General features: G+C 53.5%; 21 protein-coding genes. 15 read left to right on the top strand and 6 right to left on the bottom strand.

Annotated elements, in window-relative coordinates; all coding sequences use genetic code 11:
- Positions 1–205 precede the first annotated feature (205 nt).
- Entirely contained in the window at positions 206–874 is a 669-nt protein-coding gene (locus tag BMW97_RS13485; protein ID WP_045908176.1) for a YecA/YgfB family protein, read from the top strand.
- A gap of 156 nt (positions 875–1,030) precedes the next feature.
- Here the strand turns inward: BMW97_RS13485 and tyrP are convergent, their stop codons facing one another.
- The gene (gene tyrP, locus BMW97_RS13480) at positions 1,031–2,242 is read right to left on the bottom strand and encodes a tyrosine transporter TyrP (RefSeq protein ID WP_024909783.1); all 1,212 of its coding nucleotides are present in this window, start codon (positions 2,240–2,242) and stop codon (positions 1,031–1,033) included.
- 228 nt (positions 2,243–2,470) lie between these two features.
- Between tyrP and BMW97_RS13475 the strand changes: the two genes are divergently transcribed.
- Positions 2,471–2,812, top strand: a complete 342-nt coding sequence (locus BMW97_RS13475; RefSeq protein WP_045908177.1) for a hypothetical protein — start codon at positions 2,471–2,473, stop codon at positions 2,810–2,812.
- Between the two features lie 36 nt (positions 2,813–2,848).
- Here BMW97_RS13475 and ftnA read toward each other — a convergent pair whose 3' ends face one another.
- Both ftnA and yecR read right to left on the bottom strand, forming a co-directional pair.
- On the bottom strand, positions 2,849–3,346 hold the full coding sequence (ftnA, locus tag BMW97_RS13470) for a non-heme ferritin (protein ID WP_014884366.1): 498 nt from the start codon (positions 3,344–3,346) through the stop codon (positions 2,849–2,851).
- A 202-nt stretch (positions 3,347–3,548) separates the two neighbouring features.
- Complete coding sequence (yecR, locus tag BMW97_RS13465) at positions 3,549–3,887, bottom strand: YecR family lipoprotein (protein WP_045908178.1); 339 nt, start codon at positions 3,885–3,887, stop codon at positions 3,549–3,551.
- Positions 3,888–4,121: 234 nt separating this feature from the next.
- On the opposite strand from yecR, the gene azuC reads away from it, so the two are divergent.
- On the top strand, positions 4,122–4,205 hold the full coding sequence (azuC, locus tag BMW97_RS13460) for a stress response protein AzuC (RefSeq protein WP_014884364.1): 84 nt from the start codon (positions 4,122–4,124) through the stop codon (positions 4,203–4,205).
- Positions 4,206–4,314: 109 nt separating this feature from the next.
- Complete coding sequence (locus tag BMW97_RS13455) at positions 4,315–4,566, top strand: DUF2766 family protein (protein ID WP_008500405.1); 252 nt, start codon at positions 4,315–4,317, stop codon at positions 4,564–4,566.
- Positions 4,567–4,608: 42 nt separating this feature from the next.
- Here BMW97_RS13455 and BMW97_RS13450 read toward each other — a convergent pair whose 3' ends face one another.
- Together BMW97_RS13450 and BMW97_RS13445 are read right to left on the bottom strand one after the other, a co-directional pair.
- Positions 4,609–5,952: an anaerobic C4-dicarboxylate transporter gene (locus BMW97_RS13450; RefSeq protein WP_045908179.1), complete on the bottom strand. Its 1,344-nt coding sequence runs from the start codon at positions 5,950–5,952 to the stop codon at positions 4,609–4,611.
- A 156-nt stretch (positions 5,953–6,108) separates the two neighbouring features.
- The gene (locus tag BMW97_RS13445; RefSeq protein WP_045908180.1) at positions 6,109–6,612 is read right to left on the bottom strand and encodes a non-heme ferritin-like protein; all 504 of its coding nucleotides are present in this window, start codon (positions 6,610–6,612) and stop codon (positions 6,109–6,111) included.
- A 788-nt stretch (positions 6,613–7,400) separates the two neighbouring features.
- On the opposite strand from BMW97_RS13445, the gene araF reads away from it, so the two are divergent.
- The 5 genes from araF (at position 7,401) to otsA (ending at position 13,356) form a co-directional block, all read left to right on the top strand.
- On the top strand, positions 7,401–8,390 hold the full coding sequence (gene araF / locus BMW97_RS13440) for an arabinose ABC transporter substrate-binding protein AraF (protein WP_008500409.1): 990 nt from the start codon (positions 7,401–7,403) through the stop codon (positions 8,388–8,390).
- Between the two features lie 71 nt (positions 8,391–8,461).
- Complete coding sequence (gene araG / locus BMW97_RS13435; protein ID WP_045908182.1) at positions 8,462–9,976, top strand: L-arabinose ABC transporter ATP-binding protein AraG; 1,515 nt, start codon at positions 8,462–8,464, stop codon at positions 9,974–9,976.
- 11 nt (positions 9,977–9,987) lie between these two features.
- Entirely contained in the window at positions 9,988–10,977 is a 990-nt protein-coding gene (gene araH / locus BMW97_RS13430) for an L-arabinose ABC transporter permease AraH (RefSeq protein ID WP_175430159.1), read from the top strand.
- Between the two features lie 176 nt (positions 10,978–11,153).
- Positions 11,154–11,957 (top strand): trehalose-phosphatase, encoded by an 804-nt coding sequence (gene otsB, locus BMW97_RS13425; RefSeq protein WP_045908184.1) that lies wholly within the window; start codon positions 11,154–11,156, stop codon positions 11,955–11,957.
- Positions 11,932–13,356 carry an alpha,alpha-trehalose-phosphate synthase gene (gene otsA, locus BMW97_RS13420; protein WP_045908185.1) on the top strand — a complete coding sequence of 475 codons (1,425 nt, stop codon included), beginning with the start codon at positions 11,932–11,934 and terminating at the stop codon, positions 13,354–13,356. The genes otsB and otsA overlap by 26 nt, the downstream gene beginning before the upstream one ends.
- A gap of 15 nt (positions 13,357–13,371) precedes the next feature.
- Here otsA and uspC read toward each other — a convergent pair whose 3' ends face one another.
- Positions 13,372–13,800: a universal stress protein UspC gene (gene uspC, locus BMW97_RS13415; protein WP_045908186.1), complete on the bottom strand. Its 429-nt coding sequence runs from the start codon at positions 13,798–13,800 to the stop codon at positions 13,372–13,374.
- A 795-nt stretch (positions 13,801–14,595) separates the two neighbouring features.
- On the opposite strand from uspC, the gene flhD reads away from it, so the two are divergent.
- The 6 genes from flhD (at position 14,596) to cheW (ending at position 20,028) form a co-directional block, all read left to right on the top strand.
- A complete protein-coding gene (flhD, locus tag BMW97_RS13410; RefSeq protein WP_008500415.1) occupies positions 14,596–14,946 on the top strand; it encodes a flagellar transcriptional regulator FlhD in 351 nt (116 codons plus the stop codon).
- A 2-nt stretch (positions 14,947–14,948) separates the two neighbouring features.
- Positions 14,949–15,527, top strand: a complete 579-nt coding sequence (gene flhC / locus BMW97_RS13405; protein WP_008500416.1) for a flagellar transcriptional regulator FlhC — start codon at positions 14,949–14,951, stop codon at positions 15,525–15,527.
- A gap of 123 nt (positions 15,528–15,650) precedes the next feature.
- Positions 15,651–16,538: a flagellar motor stator protein MotA gene (motA, locus tag BMW97_RS13400; protein WP_008500417.1), complete on the top strand. Its 888-nt coding sequence runs from the start codon at positions 15,651–15,653 to the stop codon at positions 16,536–16,538.
- Positions 16,535–17,464: a flagellar motor protein MotB gene (gene motB / locus BMW97_RS13395; protein ID WP_032658606.1), complete on the top strand. Its 930-nt coding sequence runs from the start codon at positions 16,535–16,537 to the stop codon at positions 17,462–17,464. The genes motA and motB overlap by 4 nt, the downstream gene beginning before the upstream one ends.
- Positions 17,465–17,468: 4 nt before the next feature.
- Positions 17,469–19,505, top strand: a complete 2,037-nt coding sequence (gene cheA, locus BMW97_RS13390) for a chemotaxis protein CheA (RefSeq protein ID WP_045908188.1) — start codon at positions 17,469–17,471, stop codon at positions 19,503–19,505.
- A 19-nt stretch (positions 19,506–19,524) separates the two neighbouring features.
- Positions 19,525–20,028, top strand: coding sequence for a chemotaxis protein CheW (cheW, locus tag BMW97_RS13385; RefSeq protein WP_008500420.1), 504 nt, complete (start codon positions 19,525–19,527; stop codon positions 20,026–20,028).
- The last annotated feature ends 92 nt before the right edge of the window (positions 20,029–20,120 follow it).

Here is a 20,120-nt window from a genome sequence, read left to right as displayed (position 1 = left end):
TGTTTGAGTATAGAGCGCCGCGTTATGCCGCCTTGCGGGAGGAGAAGAAATTACAGCGGAGATCACATATCGTTAACAATAAAGCCCATAAGTTGTGCAAAGGTCACGGTTTGCACGTTTTTGCAGCAATAAAGACCTAAACTTCAGCCCGGAGAGGCGTGAGATATGTGTTAGGATCGTTTCCTTTTTTGCAGGAGTGTCAGCGATGACTGAAGGCCCATTGAATGAAAGCGAGATGGCGTGGCTTGAAGAGACGTTAATGTCTTACGGTCATGATGACGCGTCCGTGATCGACGTGTCCGAACTGGACGGCATGCTTACCGCAGTGCTTTCCGGCCCTGTTGTCGTTGAGCCAGATGCCTGGCTGGTGGCGGTGTGGGGCGGCGAGAAATATATCCCGCGCTGGAAAAACGATCGTGAGATGAACCGTTTTATCGATCTCTGCTTTAAGCACATGAACGATATTGCCGAGCGCCTGAGCGAATACCCGGATCAGTTCGAACCGATGTTTGGCTATAACGACGTGGACGGTGAGAGTTATACCGTGGTGGAAGAGTGGTGCTACGGCTATATGCGCGGCGTGGCGCTGACGGACTGGTCAGCCTTGCCGGAAGCCCTGAAGGCCGATCTTGAGGTGATTGCCCTGCACGGGACGGAAGAGAACAGCGACAAGCTGGATGAACTGTCCGAAGAGGAGTACATCGCCAGCATCGAGAGCATCCAGCCTGCGGCGCTGCGCCTGTATAACTACTGGGCTAACAACCCGCAACAGCCGGAAGCGAAGAAGCCGATTGTGAACGGCACGAAGGTCGGGCGTAACGATCCGTGTCCTTGTGGCAGCGGGAAGAAGTTTAAGAGCTGTTGTTTGCACTGATCAATTTTTTATTAACTTAGGTGGATTTATTTCGTTCACCTCCAGTCAGCAGGTAGGCCGGGTAAGCGCAGCGCCACCCGGCAAGAAAGACGGTATCAATATAAATGATGAAGTTTGTCATCAATCTCAAGGGGCTGATGACAGCCCCTTTTTTATTTAACCCACTTCCGGCAACATCCCGGCTGCAATCAACACCTGCACCAGAATAATCACTACCCCGCAGCCAAACACAACGCACAGCAGCGGTTTTCCCCCCGCCACGCGGTAACCCTGCTGCGGATGCTGCTGGCGGCTCTTCCAGGCCAGCAGGGAGGGGAGGAGCAGAGCAAGGATCGAGAGCGCCACTCCCGCGTAGCCCAGCGCCATCACAAACCCACGCGGATAAAACAGCGCGAACGCCAGCGGCGGCAGGAAGGTGATCGCCCCCGTCTGTAACCGTCCTGCGGCAGTATTGCGACGCTGGAACAGGTCGGCCAGATAATCAAACAGGCCAAGCGCCACGCCCAGGAACGAGGTTGCCAGCGCCAGGTCGGCAAACAGGTGTACCGCCAGCTCCACGTGCGGCGAGGTGACAACCTCGCGCAGTGCCAGCAGAAAACCGTTCAGTCCAGCGTGTTGCGCCATCAACCCAATAAAGGTTGAAGAGTCGATGCTGCCCAGGGTCACCAGCTGCCAGAAAATATAGGCGATCAGCGGGATCGCGCTGCCGATCACAAAGACGCGGCGCAGCTTGCGAATATCGCCGTTCATATAGCTGACGATGCTCGGCACGCTGCCGTGGAAGCCAAACGAGGTGAAAATGACCGGGATCGCGGAAAGCGCCAGACCTTTTTCCAGCGGCAACGTCAGCAGGTTGACCTTATGCACGTGCGGCGCCAGCAGAACCAGCATGACAATCAGGAAAAGAATTTTGGCGCTGAACAGAAAACGGTTAAACAGATCGACCAGCGACGTCCCGACGCAGACCACGCCGCCGCCGATGAGCGCAAAGAAGATGGCGCCCGTCGCAGGGGTAATGTCAGAGCCAAACCAGTCGTTGACGCTGGAGGCGATCAATTCCCCGGCGCCGCTGATATAGGCGGCGGTCAGGGCGTACATCAGGAACATCATGCTAAAGCCGGTGATCCACTGGCCATAGCGTCCCAGATAGCGCGCCGCAAGCGAACCCAGACCGGTATCGGCGGGTACGTGCTGGTAAACCTCAAGCAGCAGCAGGGCGGTGTAACACATCAGCGCCCAGAGCGTGCCCAGCAGCAGCAGGGTCATGCCAAATCCCACGCCCGCGGCTGCCAGAGGCATTGCCAGCATTCCTGCGCCAATTGTCGTTCCGGCGACGATAAAAATACTTCCCAGAGTTCTGTTTTTCACGCTTTCCTCTACAACGCTTCTTAACCGCGACAAAATCTGCGGCGCAGAGTAAGGGAAAAGCCGTAACTCGTCAAATCACCGTTACAAGTGGTGTAAAAAATGGTTTACGTATTGATGACCCTCCGATCCTTTTTGGCCTATGCCTACCTCATAAGGGCAATACTGCTGCACGACATTCCGGCGTAACGTAAACAATAAATATAAATTATCAAATAAAGTGAGGGTGTTATGGCGGGGGAGAATCCTTTTACCGCGGCATGGAGCCGGGGAGGCAACCTGTTGTGCCATGGCCACTGGATAATCAGCTGGCAGAACCAGCCCCTGAATCTTCCCGAGTCCCGTCGCGAAAAGGATATGGGCACCTGGGGGATCTATTCGGTTATTGATCCTGAAGATGAGACCTTTGCACAAGGCTTACAGGAAGATGAGTGGATTATCGAGAATGTCGACTGGTTGACGGATTTGTTCTACGAGAAGGGGATTCCGCTGGAGACGTCCAGCTACCGCTATTTTTACCAGGCCGTGAATCCCCACGACTGGCGCTGCACCAGCTGTGCCGGGTGTATGTAAATTAACGCGGTACCGGAAACCGGCACCGCGCTGAAATTAATTCTGCGTATCAAGCGTGGAAAGTTCTTTATCAATAAAGTAAAGACCTTCACCGGATTTACCCACCAGCGATAATTTATCCAGCACGGATTTAAACAGCTTCTCTTCTTCATGCTGTTCGGCTACATACCACTGCAGGAAATTAAAGGTTGGATAATCCTGGCTGGTCATCGCGGCATGAACCAGTTCGTTAATTTTCTGCGTGATCAGCTGCTCGTGCTCGTAGGTGGCGCGGAACAGTTCATCGAGAGAATTATATTCAGCAAAAGGGGAAGCCACGGTTTCAATGCGCGGCAGGCTGCCGGTATCCGTCAGATAATCAAACAGACGCTGCATATGGGTCATCTCTTCCTGCGCGTGACGACGCAGAAACGCGGCCGCGCCTTCGAAACTGTGGTAGCTGCACCAGGCGCTCATCTGCTGGTAGAGCAGGGACGAAAACAGCTCAAGGTTCATTTGCGCGTTGAGCTTGTCGATCATTTCAGTTTTCAGCATGGTGACGCTCCGGGTTATTATTTCTGGTTCACAATGAGCGACACTATAATTTGTTATTTAATTATTTGCAAAACGTAAAAACTTTATTTTATTTATTAAAAATACGAATGGGAATAAAACGCATTGCCGATTTATTATTTATTAATGAGAATTGTTTTTGTTCGTAATGAAATAAACTGCCAGCACAGGCTGGCAGTCTGGATTAATACCACGGATTATTTGACTTAGGGTTAACGGCGTAACCCAGGCATTTATACTGGATAGTCACGCTCTCGTTCAGACACAACGAACCGCTAATCAGGGTGCAGGTTTTGATGGGCTGACCATAGGCCGAGGCAGTGGCATACCCCATGTTTTGACAGGCTTTTACCGCCGTGCCGTTGTTCACATACTCATCGGAATACGCATTTTGCAGCGCTGCCTGGCCGTAATCGAGGCGGACGATGCCGTTCGGCGCGTCGAGGCTGCTGACTTCAGCCTGGCGGTTAATACTGCACCCCGCGAGCAGCAGGAGTGTGCCGGCTACAATGACTCTTTTCATGGTTCGCTCTGAGTGGATGGAAATACGTTATCGTACCCGCAGATGCCCGCCGCAATGGCTGGAATAGCCGGACAATCTGCCCTCACTCTTCGCAACGGGTCAGAGGTGAACGCCATCAGGCCACTGGCTGATTAAATTGTGATGTTTGTCACAAAAGTATTGATTTTTGTGATGGTGGTCATATTATAAGCACGTTGACGATAAAGTTGTATAACAAGTTAATGGAGCATCATCGTGAAACTGCGCAAAATCCTGAAAAGTATGTGGGCCAATTACTGCCGCACCTTCAAAGACGTGCCGCCGGGCGCCATGTTCTGATAAAAAAACCTGCTTCGGCGGGTTTTTTTGTACCTGCAGGCGATGAAGGGAAGATGTCAGGGGGCGTGTTTTGGTACTATGGCGGCCTTTAAATAAGGAGAAAGCCCCCATGTCACAAAACCTGAGCGCCGATCAGGAACTGGTCTCTGACGTTGTCGCCTGCCAGCTGGTTATCAAACAAATCCTCGATGTTCTGGACGTGATTGCGCCGGTTGAAGTGCGCGAGAAGATGTCTACGCAGCTGAAAAACATCGACTTCGCCAGCCATCCTGCTGCCGCTGACCCGGTAACGCTGCGTGCGATCCAGAAAGCCATCGCGCTGATCGAGCTGCGATTCACGCCGCAGGGTGAATCTCACTAAAGCAGGGAAATGGGCGACGGCATGTGTCGCCCTTTGATGTTGTCAGAAAAACGTCTGAACCAGCAGGTAGCTCGCCGCACAGGCGCAGCTCACCCCAATCAGCCCTGGCAAAATGAAGCTGTGGTTGATGATAAATTTCCCGATGCGGGTCGTGCCTGACCGGTCAAAGCCGATGCAGGCCAAATCGCTGGGATAGGTCGGCAGGACAAAATAACCGTATGATGCCGGGAAAAAGGCGATCAGCATTTTCGGATCGATGCCCAGCATCAGCCCCATCGGCGCAACCGCCGTCAGCGCCGCCGCCTGGCTGTTCACCAGTTTTGACACCAGAAACAGAACAATGGCATACGTCCACGGGTGGCTTTTCACCACGCCCTCCAGCGCCAGCTTTAACTCGTCGAGATGCGCCTGGAAAAAAGTATCGCTCATCCACGCCACGCCAAAGACCGAGAAGATCGCGACCATACCGGCCTTGAACACCGCGCCGTTGGAAATCGCGGAGGCATTGACCTTACAGGCCATCAGCATCACGGCACCCGCAATTAACATCATCATCTGAATGACAAGGTTCATCGACAGGGCCGTTATTTTGCCTTTTAGTTCAAAGGCAGGACGCAGCTCAGGGAAGGCCCCCAGCAGAACGACCACGGCAATACCGGCAAAGAAAATCCACGTGGACCAGTAGGCCTGTTTTGGGAAACGCTGATTCATTAACGTCTCCGTTCCGCCATAGATAAATTCACGTTGTTTAGGATCGTTCAGCTTTTCCTGGAACTCCGTGTCGTCGGCCAAATCTTTCCCACGGCGTAAACTCCACAGGGCCGCAATGGCCACCCCGAAAAGTGACGCGGGAACCGACACGGCAAGTATTTCCAGGATCCCCCACGCGTGGCCGATCCCATGCTGGGCCGCCAGGATGGACACCAGCGACACGACGGCAACCGAAACGGGGGAGGCCGTAATCGCCATCTGCGATGCCACCGATGCCACGGCCATGGGGCGCTCCGGGCGGATCCCTTTTTTCAACGCGATATCCGCAATAATGGGGAACATGGTGTAGACCACATGGCCGGTGCCGCACAGAAAGGTCAGCATCCAGGTGGTAAACGGAGCGAGCAGGGTGATGTGCTGCGGGTGTTTGCGCAGCAGGCGTTCCGCAAACTGCATCATGACGTTGAGGCCCCCCGCCGTTTGCAGGGTAGCGGCACAACCAATCACCGCGAGTATGGTCAGCATGACGTCAACCGGGGGTTTCCCCGGCTGCAGACCAAAGACGAAACATAAAATAAAAAGACCAATACCGCTGATTAACCCAAGCCCCATCCCGCCGAAACGCGTACCCGTCAGCAGGCAGAGGAGAATGACAACAAACTCAATGGTGATCATGATGCTCCCTCGTCAATGATTATGTAATTAAATAAATCATCACACGTTGTGTGGTTAATCATTGGGAGCCAGATCTGATTTGTTAAATTTCAGCAAAAGCAGAAGGTTGGAGAGGGGAAGGGGACCTGCTCCCCGGGACGGAAGCAGGCCAAAACCTCAGTGGTGCTGCACCGCTACAATGTCGAGCAGGTGACGGTCGGTTTGCTCAGGACATAAACCTGCCTGCTGCGCATTATGGATCTCATCCGCCAGCGTCTTCAGCAGCAGGCCATCCTGCTGCTGCTCTTTGTCCATATCGCGTAAGAATCTGAGCGTCGTAATATCCTGCTGCGCTTTGGCTTCATCAGCCAGTTTGTTGAGGGTGCTGCAGCGTTGTTCATACTCTTCAAGCGTCTTCTGAAACAGTTCTTCCAGGCAAGAATAGCTCTCGTTGATCCCATCAAGGGCTTTAACGACAGGATTTGCCCCTGAGGCCTTCAGGAAGTTAAAGACCCGCATCATATGGGTGACGTTACTTTGCGCCTGAGAGCGAAAGAAGGTGGCAGACCCCGTGAGACTGTTCTCAGCGCACCACGCACTTAAGTGCAGGTGCAGATTGGAGGCATAGAACTCAAGGTTCATCTGCGCGTTAAGTTTTTGCATCATCGTTTGGGTAGCCATACTCATATCCTTATTGACGGTGGGACGTGATGTCCGTTGCTTAACCTGAGCGCCAGGCAAATACGAAGAAAAAGAGCAGAAATACGTTTTCTGCAGTAAACGAAGTCGACCGAAATTCACTTCCTGTGTTCGATATAAATAAGCATACCCTTGTCTGTGGTCTAAGAAAACTCTTAAATAGGCTGTGTTTACCATACATTACAAACTTTAATATAGTACAGAAATATAATTAGCTCGCCATCAATTTTCCTCTGATTAATCCATTGATAATTAATGGCTTTTACCGAAGAGATATACTGTTACTCTTTTGGGGATATTAAGCTGGAATAATGCTCCGTAAAAGAATGAATTACGGATTAATTATTTCGAATATATGATGCATTAATAAAATTGCGTTAAATCAAATTCTACGAAATAAATAACGCTACGGACGTGCTGCGTTTTTGATGAAAAACATGCTGCAGCGTTCTGACGTCTGGCGTCCTCACGCCTGTTAAAAGGCATCAGGGATATCTTAGCTAATCTTATGGATAATCCTGCTTACCCTCGTTTCATTTGTCTGACAAATCCTGCCTTTTTTATGTCATTTTTCGCTGAATTTATGTACGCAATTACTGTAATTCTGCGGTGTGATGGGGCTCTCTTATGGATGATTAATTTCCCGCTAAAACTATCACCAGCAATAACGCTTATGACGAGGTAAGCGCTAATGCCTTGTTTTAAGTCCGATTAAATAATAAGCACGCAAATATTCCCTACAGAAAAGAAAGCTAAAGCTGGAGTTTACCATGCACAAATTTACTAAAGCGCTGGCGGCCATCGGTCTGGCTGCCGTTATGTCACAATCCGCTATTGCTGAGAATTTAAAACTCGGTTTTTTGGTAAAACAACCTGAAGAGCCCTGGTTCCAGACGGAGTGGAAATTCGCCGATAAGGCCGGGAAAGACTTAGGTTTTGAAGTGATTAAAATCGCCGTGCCTGACGGTGAGAAAACCCTGAACGCCATCGACAGCCTGGCAGCCAGCGGCGCGAAAGGTTTTGTGATCTGCACGCCGGATCCCAAGCTGGGCTCGGCCATCGCGGCCAAGGCCCGGGGCTATGACATGAAGGTCATCGCCGTTGACGATCAGTTCGTTAACGCCAAAGGCAAGCCGATGGACAGCGTCCCGTTGGTGATGATGGCGGCGACCAAAATCGGTGAGCGTCAGGGCCAGGAACTCTATAAAGAGATGCAAAAACGCGGCTGGGATGTCAAAGAAACCGCGGTGATGGCCATTACTGCGGATGAGCTGGACACGGCACGTCGTCGTACGACCGGGTCAATGGACGCGCTGAAAGCAGCCGGCTTCCCGGAAAAACAGATCTATAAAGTCCCAACCAAATCCAACGATATCCCGGGCGCATTCGACGCCGCGAACTCAATGCTGGTGCAGCATCCAGAAGTCAAACACTGGCTGGTGGTCGGCATGAACGACAACACCGTGCTGGGCGGGGTGCGCGCGACGGAAGGTCAGGGCTTCAAAGCGCCTGACGTGATCGGGATTGGCATCAACGGCGTTGACGCCGTCAGCGAGCTGTCCAAAGCGCAGGCAACCGGCTTCTACGGCTCACTGCTGCCAAGCCCGGACGTTCACGGCTACAAATCCAGCGAGATGCTCTACAACTGGGTCACCAAAGGGGCTGAACCGCCGAAATTTACCGAAGTGACCGACGTGGTGCTGATCACCCGCGACAACTTCAAAGAGGAGCTGGCGAAAAAAGGACTGGGCGGGAAGTAATACGCGGTGATTGTGCCCCTCATCCTTCGTGAGGGGCCTGACGTACACACTACAGGAATCACGGAGACGTTATGCGACAGTCTGATCCGTATCTCTCTTTTCGCGGCATCGGGAAAACCTTCCCCGGTGTTAACGCGCTGACCGATATTAGCTTCGACTGCTATGCCGGCCAGGTTCATGCCCTGATGGGGGAAAACGGTGCGGGAAAATCGACGCTGTTGAAAATCCTCAGCGGCAACTACTCGCCCACGACCGGCACGCTAGCGATCCGCGGCGAAGAGGTCGCTTTTGCCGATACCACGGCGGCGCTCAATGCCGGGGTAGCCATTATCTATCAGGAGTTGCACCTCATCCCTGAGATGACCGTGGCGGAAAATATCTATTTAGGACAGCTCCCGCACAAAGGCGGCGTGGTGAATCGTTCGCTACTTAATTATGAAGCGGGGCTGCAGCTTAAACATCTGGGTCTGGACGTCGATCCCCAGACGCCGCTGAAATATCTCTCCATCGGCCAGTGGCAGATGGTTGAAATTGCCAAGGCGCTGGCGCGTAACGCCAGAATTATTGCCTTCGATGAACCCACCAGTTCGCTCTCGAAGCGGGAAATCGAAAATCTGTTCCGCGTGATCCGCGAATTGCGTCAGGAAGGCCGGACGATTCTGTACGTGTCGCACCGCATGGAAGAGATATTTGCCCTGAGCGATGCCATCACCGTGTTTAAAGATGGACGCTATGTGCGCACCTTTACCGACATGGCGCAGGTGAACCATGACCAACTGGTCCAGGCGATGGTCGGACGCGATCTGGGTGATATCTATCACTGGCAGCCGCGCCAGTACGGCCCGGAACGCCTGCGCCTGGATAGCGTAAAAGCGCCGGGCGTCAGAACGCCGATTTCGTTATCCGTACGCAGCGGTGAAATCGTCGGCCTGTTTGGTCTGGTGGGCGCGGGGCGTAGCGAGTTGATGAAAGGTCTGTTCGGCGGTACCCGTATTACCGATGGGCAGGTCTCCATTGACGGCGAGCGGATCGATATTCAGAAACCAGCCCACGCGATCAGGGCGGGGATGATGCTCTGTCCGGAAGACCGGAAAGCGGAGGGCATTATTCCGGTGCACTCGGTGCGCGACAACATCAATATTTCCGCCCGGCGTAAGTTTATTCGCGCCGGTTGCCTGATAAACGATAGCTGGGAGTCGAGTAACGCCGACCACCATATTCGTTCACTGAATATCAAAACGCCGGGTCCGGAACAGCTGATCATGAATCTGTCAGGCGGAAACCAGCAGAAGGCCATTCTGGGCCGCTGGCTGTCAGAGGATATGAAGGTCATCTTACTGGATGAGCCGACGCGCGGTATCGACGTGGGGGCAAAACACGAGATTTATAACGTGATCTATGAGCTGGCAAAACGCGGCGTGGCGGTGCTTTTCGCCTCCAGCGATCTGCCGGAGGTGCTTGGCGTGGCCGACCGCATTGTGGTGATGCGTGAAGGCGAAATTGCCGGCGAATTACTTCATGAACAGGCGAATGAACAACAGGCGTTGAACCTCGCCATGCCTAAAGTTAGCCAGGCCGTCGCCTGAGTAAGGAGTTAATGATGTCCTCTGTTACTACATCCGGAGTGCCGAAGTCGAAGTCGGCGTTGAGCGTTGGGCGTATCTGGGATCAGTACGGCATGCTGGTGGTCTTTGCCGCACTGTTCGTCGCCTGCGCGATCTTTGTTCCCAATTTTGCCACCTTCATTAATATGAAGGGGCTGGGTCTCGCCATCTCCATGTCCGGGATGGTGGCCTGCGGGATGCTGTTCTGCCTGGCCTCCGGCGATTTTGACCTGTCGGTGGCGTCGGTGATTGCCTGCGCAGGCGTCACGACGGCCGTGGTGATCAACATGACGGAGAGCCTGTGGATTGGCGTCCTTGCCGGTCTGTTACTCGGCGTCATCAGCGGTCTGGTGAACGGTTTTGTCATCGCGCGCCTGAAGATTAACGCCCTGATCACGACGCTTGCGACAATGCAAATTGTCCGCGGGTTGGCCTATATCATCTCTGACGGTAAAGCGGTGGGGATTGAAGACGAACGCTTCTTCACGCTGGGATACGCCAACTGGCTGGGTCTGCCTGCGCCTATCTGGCTGACGGTGGCCTGCCTGATCCTGTTCGGCTTCCTGCTTAACCGGACCACCTTTGGCCGTAATACGCTGGCGATTGGCGGTAATGAAGAGGCCGCCCGTCTGGCCGGGGTGCCGGTGGTGCGCACCAAGATTATTATCTTTGTGCTTTCAGGACTGGTTTCTGCCGCGGCGGGGATTATTCTGGCGTCGCGTATGACCAGCGGCCAGCCAATGACCTCTATCGGTTATGAGCTGATCGTTATTTCGGCCTGCGTGTTAGGGGGCGTTTCCCTCAAGGGCGGCATCGGAAAAATCTCATATGTGGTGGCCGGTATCCTGATTTTAGGGACGGTAGAGAACGCCATGAACCTGCTGAATATTTCGCCGTTCTCGCAGTACGTGGTACGTGGTCTGATCCTGCTGGCAGCGGTGATTTTCGACCGTTACAAGCAAAAAGCGAAGCGTACCGTGTAACCGTTTTGCACCTCTTTTATTGCTCAACTTATAACCATAGTTGACCTCTTAACCGCCCCGCCAGTAAAACTGGCGGGGCGGTTGTCAAATGGCGAGCGACGTCACACTGTCTATACTTACATGGCTATGAAAGAGGTAAAGGCGTTTGCCTCTCGTCAACCGTAAGGAGGAAAAGGGTGGCTGACTTGTTAACCGCACCGCCTGTACTGCCCGGACACTATGCTTTCTTTTTTGATCTCGACGGCACGCTCGCCGGGATAAAACCGCACCCCGATCAGGTGTCTATTCCGGAGGCGGTGTTACAGGATTTGCATCAGCTCTCGCTCATGAATGAGGGAGCACTGGCATTGATATCAGGGCGCTCAATGGCCGAGCTGGATCTGCTCGCCAGTCCATACCACTTTCCGCTGGCCGGTGTACACGGAGCGGAGCGCCGCGACATCCATGATCAAACGCATATCGTTTCACTCCCCGACGCACTCACGCAAACGCTCCAGAAGCAGCTCTCTGCTGCACTGGCAGACCTGCCTGGCACCGAACTGGAAGCCAAAGGCATGGCCTTTGCCCTGCATTATCGCCAGGCGCCGCAGCATGAAGCTGCCGTGCTTGCGCTTGCGCAGACGGTTGCGGATGAACATCCACAGCTGGCGCTGCAGCCGGGCAAATGCGTGGTAGAGTTAAAGCCGAAGGGGATTAATAAAGGCGCAGCCATCGCCGCATTTATGGCGGAGGCACCTTTTAAGGGCCGGACGCCTGTTTTCTTTGGGGATGACCTGACCGACGAGGCCGGGTTCCGTGTGGTTAATCAGGCCGGAGGGATCGCCGTTAAGGTAGGGCCTGGTGACACTGTCGCCGAATGGCGGCTGGCGGATGTCGCCAGCGTCTGGCAGTGGGTATCTGATATCGCTAACCAGCAACAACAACAAATAGCGCAAAACAAAGGGGGAAACCATTATGGGTCGCTTAGTCGTCGTCTCTAACCGAATCGCACCGCCTGATGATAAAAAAGCCAGTGCGGGTGGCCTGGCGGTAGGGGTGTTAGGTGCCTTGAAAGCCGCTGGCGGGCTGTGGTTTGGCTGGAGCGGAGAAATCAGTGAAGAAGAGAAACCGCTCAAGAAAGTGACGCGCGGGAACATCACGTGGGCCTCGTTTGCACTGAAAGAGAAAGACTACGACGAGTATTACTCGCAGTTCTCGAATGCCGTCCTGTGGCCGGCGTTTCACTATCGTCTTGACCTGGTCAAATTCCAGCGTGAATCCTTCGAAGGCTACGCGCGCGTGAATGCGCTGCTGGCGGATAAACTGCTGCCTTTAATAGAAGAAGACGATATTTTATGGATCCACGATTATCACCTGCTGCCGTTCGCCAGAGAGCTGCGAAAGAGGGGAGTGAATAACCGGATTGGCTTCTTCCTGCACATCCCGTTCCCGACGCCGGAAATTTTTACCGCGCTGCCGCCGCATGAAGAGCTGCTGGAGGCGCTGTGTGACTACGATTTGCTGGGCTTCCAGACGGAAAATGACCGACTGGCATTCCTTGACTCCGTGTCAGGGAAAGCGCGTCTGGTGACCAAAGGCGGGAAAACCCATACGGCGTGGGGAAAAACGTTCCACACCGAAGTGTATCCAATAGGGATTGAACCTGACGAAATCGCGGAGCAGGCCGCTGGCCCGCTGCCGCCAAAGCTGGCGCAGCTTAAGAATGAACTCAAGCACGTGAAAAATATCTTCTCAGTCGAGCGTCTTGATTATTCCAAAGGCCTGCCGGAGCGCTTCCTGGCATATGAAACGCTGCTGGATAAATATCCGGAGCATCACGGTAAAATCCGTTATACCCAGATTGCGCCGACGTCGCGCGGTGAGGTTCAGGCCTATCAGGACATTCGCCATCAGCTGGAGACAGAAGCAGGGCGGATTAATGGCCGCTACGGGCAGCTGGGCTGGACGCCGCTGTTTTATCTGAACCAGCACTTTGACCGTAAGATCCTGATGAAGGTCTTCCGCTACGCGGACGTCGGCCTGGTGACGCCGCTGCGCGACGGGATGAACCTGGTCGCGAAAGAATACGTGGCGGCGCAGGACCCCGCCGATCCGGGTGTGCTGGTGCTCTCCCAGTTTGCCGGGGCCGCAAATGAGCTCACGTCGGCGCTGATTGTGAACCCTTACGATCGCGATGACGTGGCTAACGCCCTGAACCGCGCGCTGACCATGCCGCTCACGGAGCGCATTTCCCGCCATGCTGAAATGATGGAGACGATCCGGAAAAACGATATTAACCACTGGCAGGCGCGTTTTATTCAGGATCTCCGCGATATCGCCCCACAAAGCCATGAAGGCGATTTACAAAAAAAGATCGCAACCTTCCCTAAACTTGCCTGATATTTCCCTGGGGGGTTAACGCCCCCCAAGCGGTACTAACAGCACATCAACCTGGCTTGACGCGACAATAGATTTCGCCGCGCAGGCCGCGCGCGATAAAAAGCTGTGGTTATGATTCCCGCATATCACTAAATCAATATTCTGTTTACGACACATATCGAGAATATGGGCATTAAGTTCTCCTGTCGCAATAACGGTCTCAAAGACGGGATAATCTGCCTTTTCTACCAGCTCGCGCAGGAATTGCTGCGTTTCCTCCTGAAGTACCTCACGAATATCCTCCAGCATAGGGGCAGCCAGCTGATTATACATCTCCGGTTCGGCCGCAAGCGTGATGAGGCTGATGCGGGCATTGTGGGGTCTGGCAATGGACACTGCCCGGGCGACGAGTTGATGGCTTTCTGGGGAAACAGCAACAGAAACAAGTAGATGGGAGTAACTCATGGCGCACTCCTTGGGTGTCTGACTGACAGCGTTTGATCACCTTTACCGCGAATTTCGGGGTTCTGCAAGGGCTGATTACGACATTAGTGTGAAGCTTATCATAATTATTCATTAATTATTCTTATAAGAAGAATAACTGAAAAATGGGCCTAAATGAAAAAAATTAACAACTTAACGTAAATCACACAAATTTATGCCTTGACTGTTGAATCGTTTTTACGCGTTACAAAATCATTTCGAATGATCACGGACTGAAACATCTTTTTTAGGCTCCCTGCATAACTCTATGTTTTTTCACAGTAAGAAAAATGTTTCCCGAAGGGGTGTTTGATGTAAATGTTTCCGCGCCATGCTCCCCGATGGAAAAGCACATTGCATGCCAGTTCTGATCCCCCTTCTGCATGAGTATTCGTCAATTAAGAATACAAAACAGTGCCGATTGGTCAATAAGCGAACAAATTACAAGTCATACTGATGGATTTATGGGTCATATTCACTTAAATTGTGTGACGTGGATCACATTTTTTTTAAATTTGAGGATGGCTGGATTGTATGTGTCAAAACTGACGAGTAGAGTTTGCGTCGAATTAGGAAAAATCTTAGTTATTTGTAAGAAATGATAAAACATGTAAGAGACGCATTCGCGTTTCCTCTCTTACGCGTTTCGATGAATACAAACCTAAATTCAACTATGCATTTAGCCTTTTCTTTTTTATACCGGGTGATTTCCCGGCGACATCACGGGGTGCGGTCTTTCCGCATAAAAATAATAGTTGGTTATTCGGGATGGGAACAATGCATACATCCGAGTTGCTAAAACATATCTATGACATCAATTTGTCGTATTTACTGCTCGCGCAGCGTTTGATTAGTCAGGACAAGGCGTCCGCGATGTTTCGTCTGGGTATTAACGAAGAAATGGCAACCATGCTGGGCGGCTTAACCCTCCCGCAGATGGTTAAACTGGCTGAAACGAATCAACTGGTTTGCCAGTTCCGTTTCGATGATTCACAGACAATAACGCGTCTGACGCAGGAGTCCCGTGTAGACGATCTTCAACAGATCCATACCGGTATTCTTCTTTCCACTCGCTTGCTTAACGAAATCAGCCAGCCTGATGACGTAGCCCGTAAGAAAAGGGCCTAGCAATGAGCGAGAAAAGCATTGTTCAGGAAGCGCGTGACATACAGTTAGCCATGGAGCTGATTACACTGGGTGCTCGTTTACAAATGCTGGAAAGCGAGACGCAGTTGAGCCGTGGCCGTCTGATCAAACTGTACAAAGAGTTACGTGGTAGTCCCCCGCCGAAAGGCATGCTGCCGTTTTCTACCGACTGGTTTATGACGTGGGAGCAGAATATTCACGCTTCCATGTTCTGTAATGCCTGGCAGTATCTTCTCAAAACCGGTTTGTGTAGCGGCGTTGACGCCGTGATCAAAGCCTACAAACTTTACCTTGAACAATGCCCACAGCAGGAAGAAGGTCCTCTGCTGGCGCTGACCCGCGCATGGACGCTGGTGCGTTTTGTTGAGAGCGGAATGCTTGAGTTGTCGCGCTGCAACTGCTGCAACGGCAATTTTATTACCCATGCTCATCAGCCTGCAGGCAGCTTCGCCTGTAGTTTATGTCAGCCTCCATCCCGCGCAGTAAAAAGACGTAAACTTTCCCGGGATGCTGCCGATATTATTCCACAACTGCTGGATGAACAGATCGAACAAGCTGTTTAACCCGAACGTGTGGGAAAGATTCCAGCAGCGGTAAGCGATTACCGCTGCTTTTTTTTACCCCGTAAACGGTCAACGCTGCGAGCTGGACGTCCTTGCCATAGTCACTAGCGGAAGGATGATGTCGTGCTTATCTTATTAGGTTACCTGGTAGTTCTCGGTACAGTTTTCGGCGGTTACATGATGACCGGCGGGCACCTTGGAGCACTCTATCAACCGGCTGAACTTATTATCATCGGCGGCGCAGGGGTAGGGGCTTTTATCGTTGGTAACAACGGTAAATCGATTAAGGGCACGCTGAAAGCAATTCCATTGCTGTTCCGTCGCTCGAAATACACCAAAAGCATGTATATGGATCTGCTGGCACTGCTCTATCGCCTGATGGCGAAGTCGCGTCAGCAGGGCATGTTCTCGCTCGAGCGGGATATTGAAAACCCGAAAGAGAGCGAAATTTTTGCCAGCTATCCGCGCATTCTTGCTGATGCCATGATGCTGGATTTCATCGTCGACTATCTGCGACTGATCATCAGCGGCAACATGAATACCTTCGAAATCGAAGCGCTGATGGATGAAGAAATTGAAACCCATGAAAGCGAATCTGAAGTACCGGCCAACAGCCTGGCGCTGGTCGGCGACTCGCTTCCGGCATTCGGTATCGTTGCCGCGGTCATGGGGGTGGTTCACGCGCTGGCCTCAGCAGACCGTCCGGCAGCGGAGCTCGGTGCGCTGATTGCCCATGCGATGGTGGGTACCTTCCTCGGTATTTTGCTGGCGTATGGTTTTATCTCTCCGCTGGCCAGCGTACTGCGCCAGAAGAGCGCGGAAACCACCAAAATGATGCAGTGCGTGAAGATCACACTGCTCTCTAACCTCAACGGTTATGCGCCACCGATCGCGGTTGAGTTTGGCCGTAAAACGCTTTACTCCAGCGAGCGTCCGTCGTTTATCGAGCTTGAAGAACACGTGCGTGCGGTGAAAAACCCAAACCAACAGACGACAACTGAGGACGCATGAAAAACCAGTCCCATCCGATCGTCATCGTAAAAAAACGCAAGCACAAGGGCGGTGGGCATGGCGCGCACGGCTCGTGGAAAATCGCGTATGCCGATTTTATGACCGCAATGATGGCGTTCTTTCTGGTGATGTGGCTGATCTCCATCTCCAGCCCAAAAGAACTGATCCAGATTGCCGAGTATTTCCGCACGCCGCTGGCAACGGCGGTGGCTGGCGGACCGCGTATCTCTAACAGCGAAAGCCCGATCCCGGGCGGCGGCGATGATTACACCCAGCAGAAAGGTGAGGTGAAAAAAGAGCCGAACATCGACGAGCTGAAGAGAAAGATGGAACAGGCGCGCCTGAAGAAACTGCGTGGCGATCTCGACCAGCTGATTGAAGCGGATCCGAAGCTGCGCGCGCTGCGACCACATCTGAAGATTGATCTGGTGCAGGAAGGGCTGCGTATCCAGATTATCGACAGTCAGAACCGCCCGATGTTTAAAACCGGGAGTGCGGAAGTTGAACCGTACATGCGCGATATTCTGCGCGCCATTGCACCGGTGCTGAACGGCATTCCTAACCGAATCAGCCTGTCAGGACACACGGACGATTTCCCGTACGCCAGTGGGGAGAAGGGATACAGCAACTGGGAACTTTCTGCCGATCGTGCCAACGCCTCGCGTCGCGAGCTGGTGGTAGGTGGGCTTGATGATGGCAAGGTACTGCGCGTAGTCGGCATGGCCGCAACCATGCGCGTTTCCGACCGCGGGCCGGATGATGCCATCAACCGTCGTATCAGTCTTTTAGTGCTGAACCAGCAGGCGGAGCAGGCCATCCTGCATGAAAACGCCGAAAGTCAGAATGAGTCACTGGACGATTTAAAACAGCCTGGGGCCGTTCCTTCGGCTGCCGTTCCAACATCGCCACCAGCCAATCCGAGGTGATAGCGTGAGCATGGATATTAGCGATTTTTACCAGACATTCTTTGATGAAGCCGACGAATTGTTGGCCGATATGGAGCAACACTTGCTCGATTTGGTGCCCGAAGCACCGGATTCCGAGCAGCTCAATGCCATCTTCCGTGCGGCGCATTCCATTAAAGGCGGAGCCGGAACGTTTGGATTTACCATCCTGCAGGAAACGACCCATTTAATGGAAAACCTGCTTGATGAAGCACGACGCGGTGAGATGCAGCTCAATACCGACATTATCAACCTGTTTTTGGAAACCAAAGATATTATGCAGGAACAGCTCGACGCCTATAAAAGTTCGGCAGAGCCTGATGCCGCCAGCTTTGAATACATCTGCAATGCGCTGCGCCAGCTCGCGCTGGAAGCAAAAGGTGAGGTTGCCGCAGCCGTGGTTCCTGCCGCAAAACTGAGCGTTGTGGACACGGTTGCCGCGCAGGCGTCTGCCCCTGCTGACGCACCGGCAGGCAAGCTGCGCGTTGTGCTGTCTCGCCTGAAAGAGAATGAAGTTAACCTGCTGGAAGAAGAGCTGGGTAACCTGGCGAAATTAAGCAACGTGGTAAAAGGCAAAGACAGCCTGGCCGCGACGCTTGATGACGGTATTGGCCAGGACGATATCGTGGCGGTGCTGTGCTTTGTGATTGAAGTCGATCAAATCGCCTTCGAAACCGAAACTGTCGCGGTTGACGCCCCAGCGGCTGCGGAAGAGGTGGCTGTTGTCGCCCAGGCCGCCGCACCGGCTGTGGCCCCTGCGGCCCCGGCGCTGAAGGCGGTGCCAAAAGAAGCTGCTGCACCGGGCCGTGGTGAAAAACCTGCCGCGCGCTCCAGCGAGTCGACCAGCATCCGTGTTGCCGTTGAGAAGGTTGACCAGCTGATTAACCTGGTGGGCGAACTGGTGATCACCCAGTCGATGCTGGCGCAACGTTCAAACGAACTCGACCCGGTCACCCACGGGGATTTGATTACCAGCATGGGCCAGCTGCAGCGTAACGCCCGCGACCTGCAGGAATCGGTCATGTCCATCCGTATGATGCCGATGGAATATGTCTTCAGCCGCTTCCCGCGTCTGGTCCGCGACCTTGCCAGCAAGCTGAACAAGCAGATTGAACTGACCCTGATGGGCAGCTCAACCGAACTGGATAAGAGCCTGATCGAGCGCATCATTGACCCGTTAACGCACCTGGTGCGTAACAGCCTCGACCACGGTATCGAACTGCCGGAAAACCGCATTGCCGCCGGGAAATCGCCGGTCGGCAACCTGATTCTCTCTGCGGAACACCAGGGCGGGAACATTTGTATCGAAGTGACCGATGACGGCGCCGGTCTGAACCGCGAGCGCATCCTGGCAAAAGCGATTTCGCAGGGGATGGCGGTCAATGAAAACATGACCGACGAAGAAGTGGGCATGCTGATCTTCGCGCCGGGCTTCTCTACCGCAGAGCAGGTGACCGACGTCTCCGGGCGCGGCGTGGGCATGGACGTGGTGAAACGTAACATCCAGGAGATGGGCGGCCACGTTGAAATCCAGTCTAAACAGGGTTCCGGCACCACCATTCGCATTCTGCTGCCGCTGACGCTGGCGATCCTCGACGGCATGTCCGTCAAGGTGGCGGACGAAGTCTTTATCCTGCCGCTGAACGCGGTGATGGAATCCCTGCAGCCGCGTGAGGAAGATCTGCATCCGCTGGCGGGCGGCGAGCGCGTGCTCGAGGTTCGCGGTGAGTACCTGCCGCTGGTGGAACTGTGGAAAGTGTTCGAAGTGGACGGGGCAAAGACCGAGGCCACGCAGGGTATCGTGGTGATCCTGCAAAGCGCGGGCCGCCGCTATGCGCTGCTGGTCGATCAGCTGATTGGCCAGCACCAGGTGGTGGTGAAGAACCTCGAAAGCAACTACCGCAAAGTGCCGGGTATTTCTGCCGCCACCATTCTGGGTGATGGTAGCGTGGCGCTGATCGTCGACGTGTCGGCGCTTCAGGGATTAAATCGTGAACAACGTGTGGCGTACACAGCCGCCTGATTAAGTAGAAGGTAATAACATGACCGGTATGAGTAATGTAACGAAACTGGCGGGCGAGCCATCAGGACAGGAATTTCTGGTATTCACTTTAGGCGATGAAGAGTACGGCATCGATATCCTGAAAGTGCAGGAAATCCGTGGTTACGACCAGGTTACCCGCATCGCTAACACGCCTGCGTTTATTAAAGGTGTCACCAACCTGCGTGGCGTCATTGTGCCCATCGTGGACCTGCGCGTGAAGTTCAGCCAGGGCGACGTTGATTACAACGACAACACCGTAGTGATCGTCCTGAACCTGGGGCAGCGCGTGGTGGGTATCGTGGTGGATGGCGTGTCTGACGTGCTTTCCCTGACCTCTGACCAGATTCGTCCTGCGCCGGAGTTTGCGGTCACGCTGTCGACCGAATACCTTACCGGTCTGGGCGCGCTCGGCGAGCGTATGCTGATTCTGGTGAACATTGAGAAGCTGCTGAACAGCGATGAGATGGCGCTGCTAGATATCGCGGCGAGTCACGTAGCCTAAAACAAAGCCGGGTGGCGCTGACGCTTACCCGGCCTACGTGTTCGAGCCATTTGTAGGCCGGGTAAGGCGAAGCCGCCACCCGGCTTTTTTAC

The sequence above is a fragment of the Enterobacter sp. NFIX58 genome (assembly GCF_900110475.1).
Taxonomy (GTDB): Bacteria; Pseudomonadota; Gammaproteobacteria; order Enterobacterales; family Enterobacteriaceae; genus Enterobacter; species Enterobacter quasiroggenkampii.
The sequence above is the reverse complement of the archived record's forward strand: the minus strand, read 5'-3'. Positions and strand labels throughout refer to the sequence as shown.

What these genes read in the sequence shown, in the direction of transcription:
- BMW97_RS13475 (WP_045908177.1), top strand. Translation starts at nt 2,471, where the DNA reads ATGGCGGGGGAGAATCCTTTTACCGCGGCATGGAGCCGGGGAGGCAAC.
- araH (WP_175430159.1), top strand. Translation starts at nt 9,988, where the DNA reads ATGATGTCCTCTGTTACTACATCCGGAGTGCCGAAGTCGAAGTCGGCG.
- BMW97_RS13455 (WP_008500405.1), top strand. Translation starts at nt 4,315, where the DNA reads ATGTCACAAAACCTGAGCGCCGATCAGGAACTGGTCTCTGACGTTGTC.
- flhD (WP_008500415.1), top strand. Translation starts at nt 14,596, where the DNA reads ATGCATACATCCGAGTTGCTAAAACATATCTATGACATCAATTTGTCG.
- uspC (WP_045908186.1), bottom strand. Translation starts at nt 13,800, where the DNA reads ATGAGTTACTCCCATCTACTTGTTTCTGTTGCTGTTTCCCCAGAAAGC.
- ftnA (WP_014884366.1), bottom strand. Translation starts at nt 3,346, where the DNA reads ATGCTGAAAACTGAAATGATCGACAAGCTCAACGCGCAAATGAACCTT.
- BMW97_RS13485 (WP_045908176.1), top strand. Translation starts at nt 206, where the DNA reads ATGACTGAAGGCCCATTGAATGAAAGCGAGATGGCGTGGCTTGAAGAG.
- araF (WP_008500409.1), top strand. Translation starts at nt 7,401, where the DNA reads ATGCACAAATTTACTAAAGCGCTGGCGGCCATCGGTCTGGCTGCCGTT.
- BMW97_RS13445 (WP_045908180.1), bottom strand. Translation starts at nt 6,612, where the DNA reads ATGGCTACCCAAACGATGATGCAAAAACTTAACGCGCAGATGAACCTT.
- yecR (WP_045908178.1), bottom strand. Translation starts at nt 3,887, where the DNA reads ATGAAAAGAGTCATTGTAGCCGGCACACTCCTGCTGCTCGCGGGGTGC.
- cheW (WP_008500420.1), top strand. Translation starts at nt 19,525, where the DNA reads ATGACCGGTATGAGTAATGTAACGAAACTGGCGGGCGAGCCATCAGGA.
- otsA (WP_045908185.1), top strand. Translation starts at nt 11,932, where the DNA reads ATGGGTCGCTTAGTCGTCGTCTCTAACCGAATCGCACCGCCTGATGAT.
- araG (WP_045908182.1), top strand. Translation starts at nt 8,462, where the DNA reads ATGCGACAGTCTGATCCGTATCTCTCTTTTCGCGGCATCGGGAAAACC.
- BMW97_RS13450 (WP_045908179.1), bottom strand. Translation starts at nt 5,952, where the DNA reads ATGATCACCATTGAGTTTGTTGTCATTCTCCTCTGCCTGCTGACGGGT.
- flhC (WP_008500416.1), top strand. Translation starts at nt 14,949, where the DNA reads ATGAGCGAGAAAAGCATTGTTCAGGAAGCGCGTGACATACAGTTAGCC.
- motB (WP_032658606.1), top strand. Translation starts at nt 16,535, where the DNA reads ATGAAAAACCAGTCCCATCCGATCGTCATCGTAAAAAAACGCAAGCAC.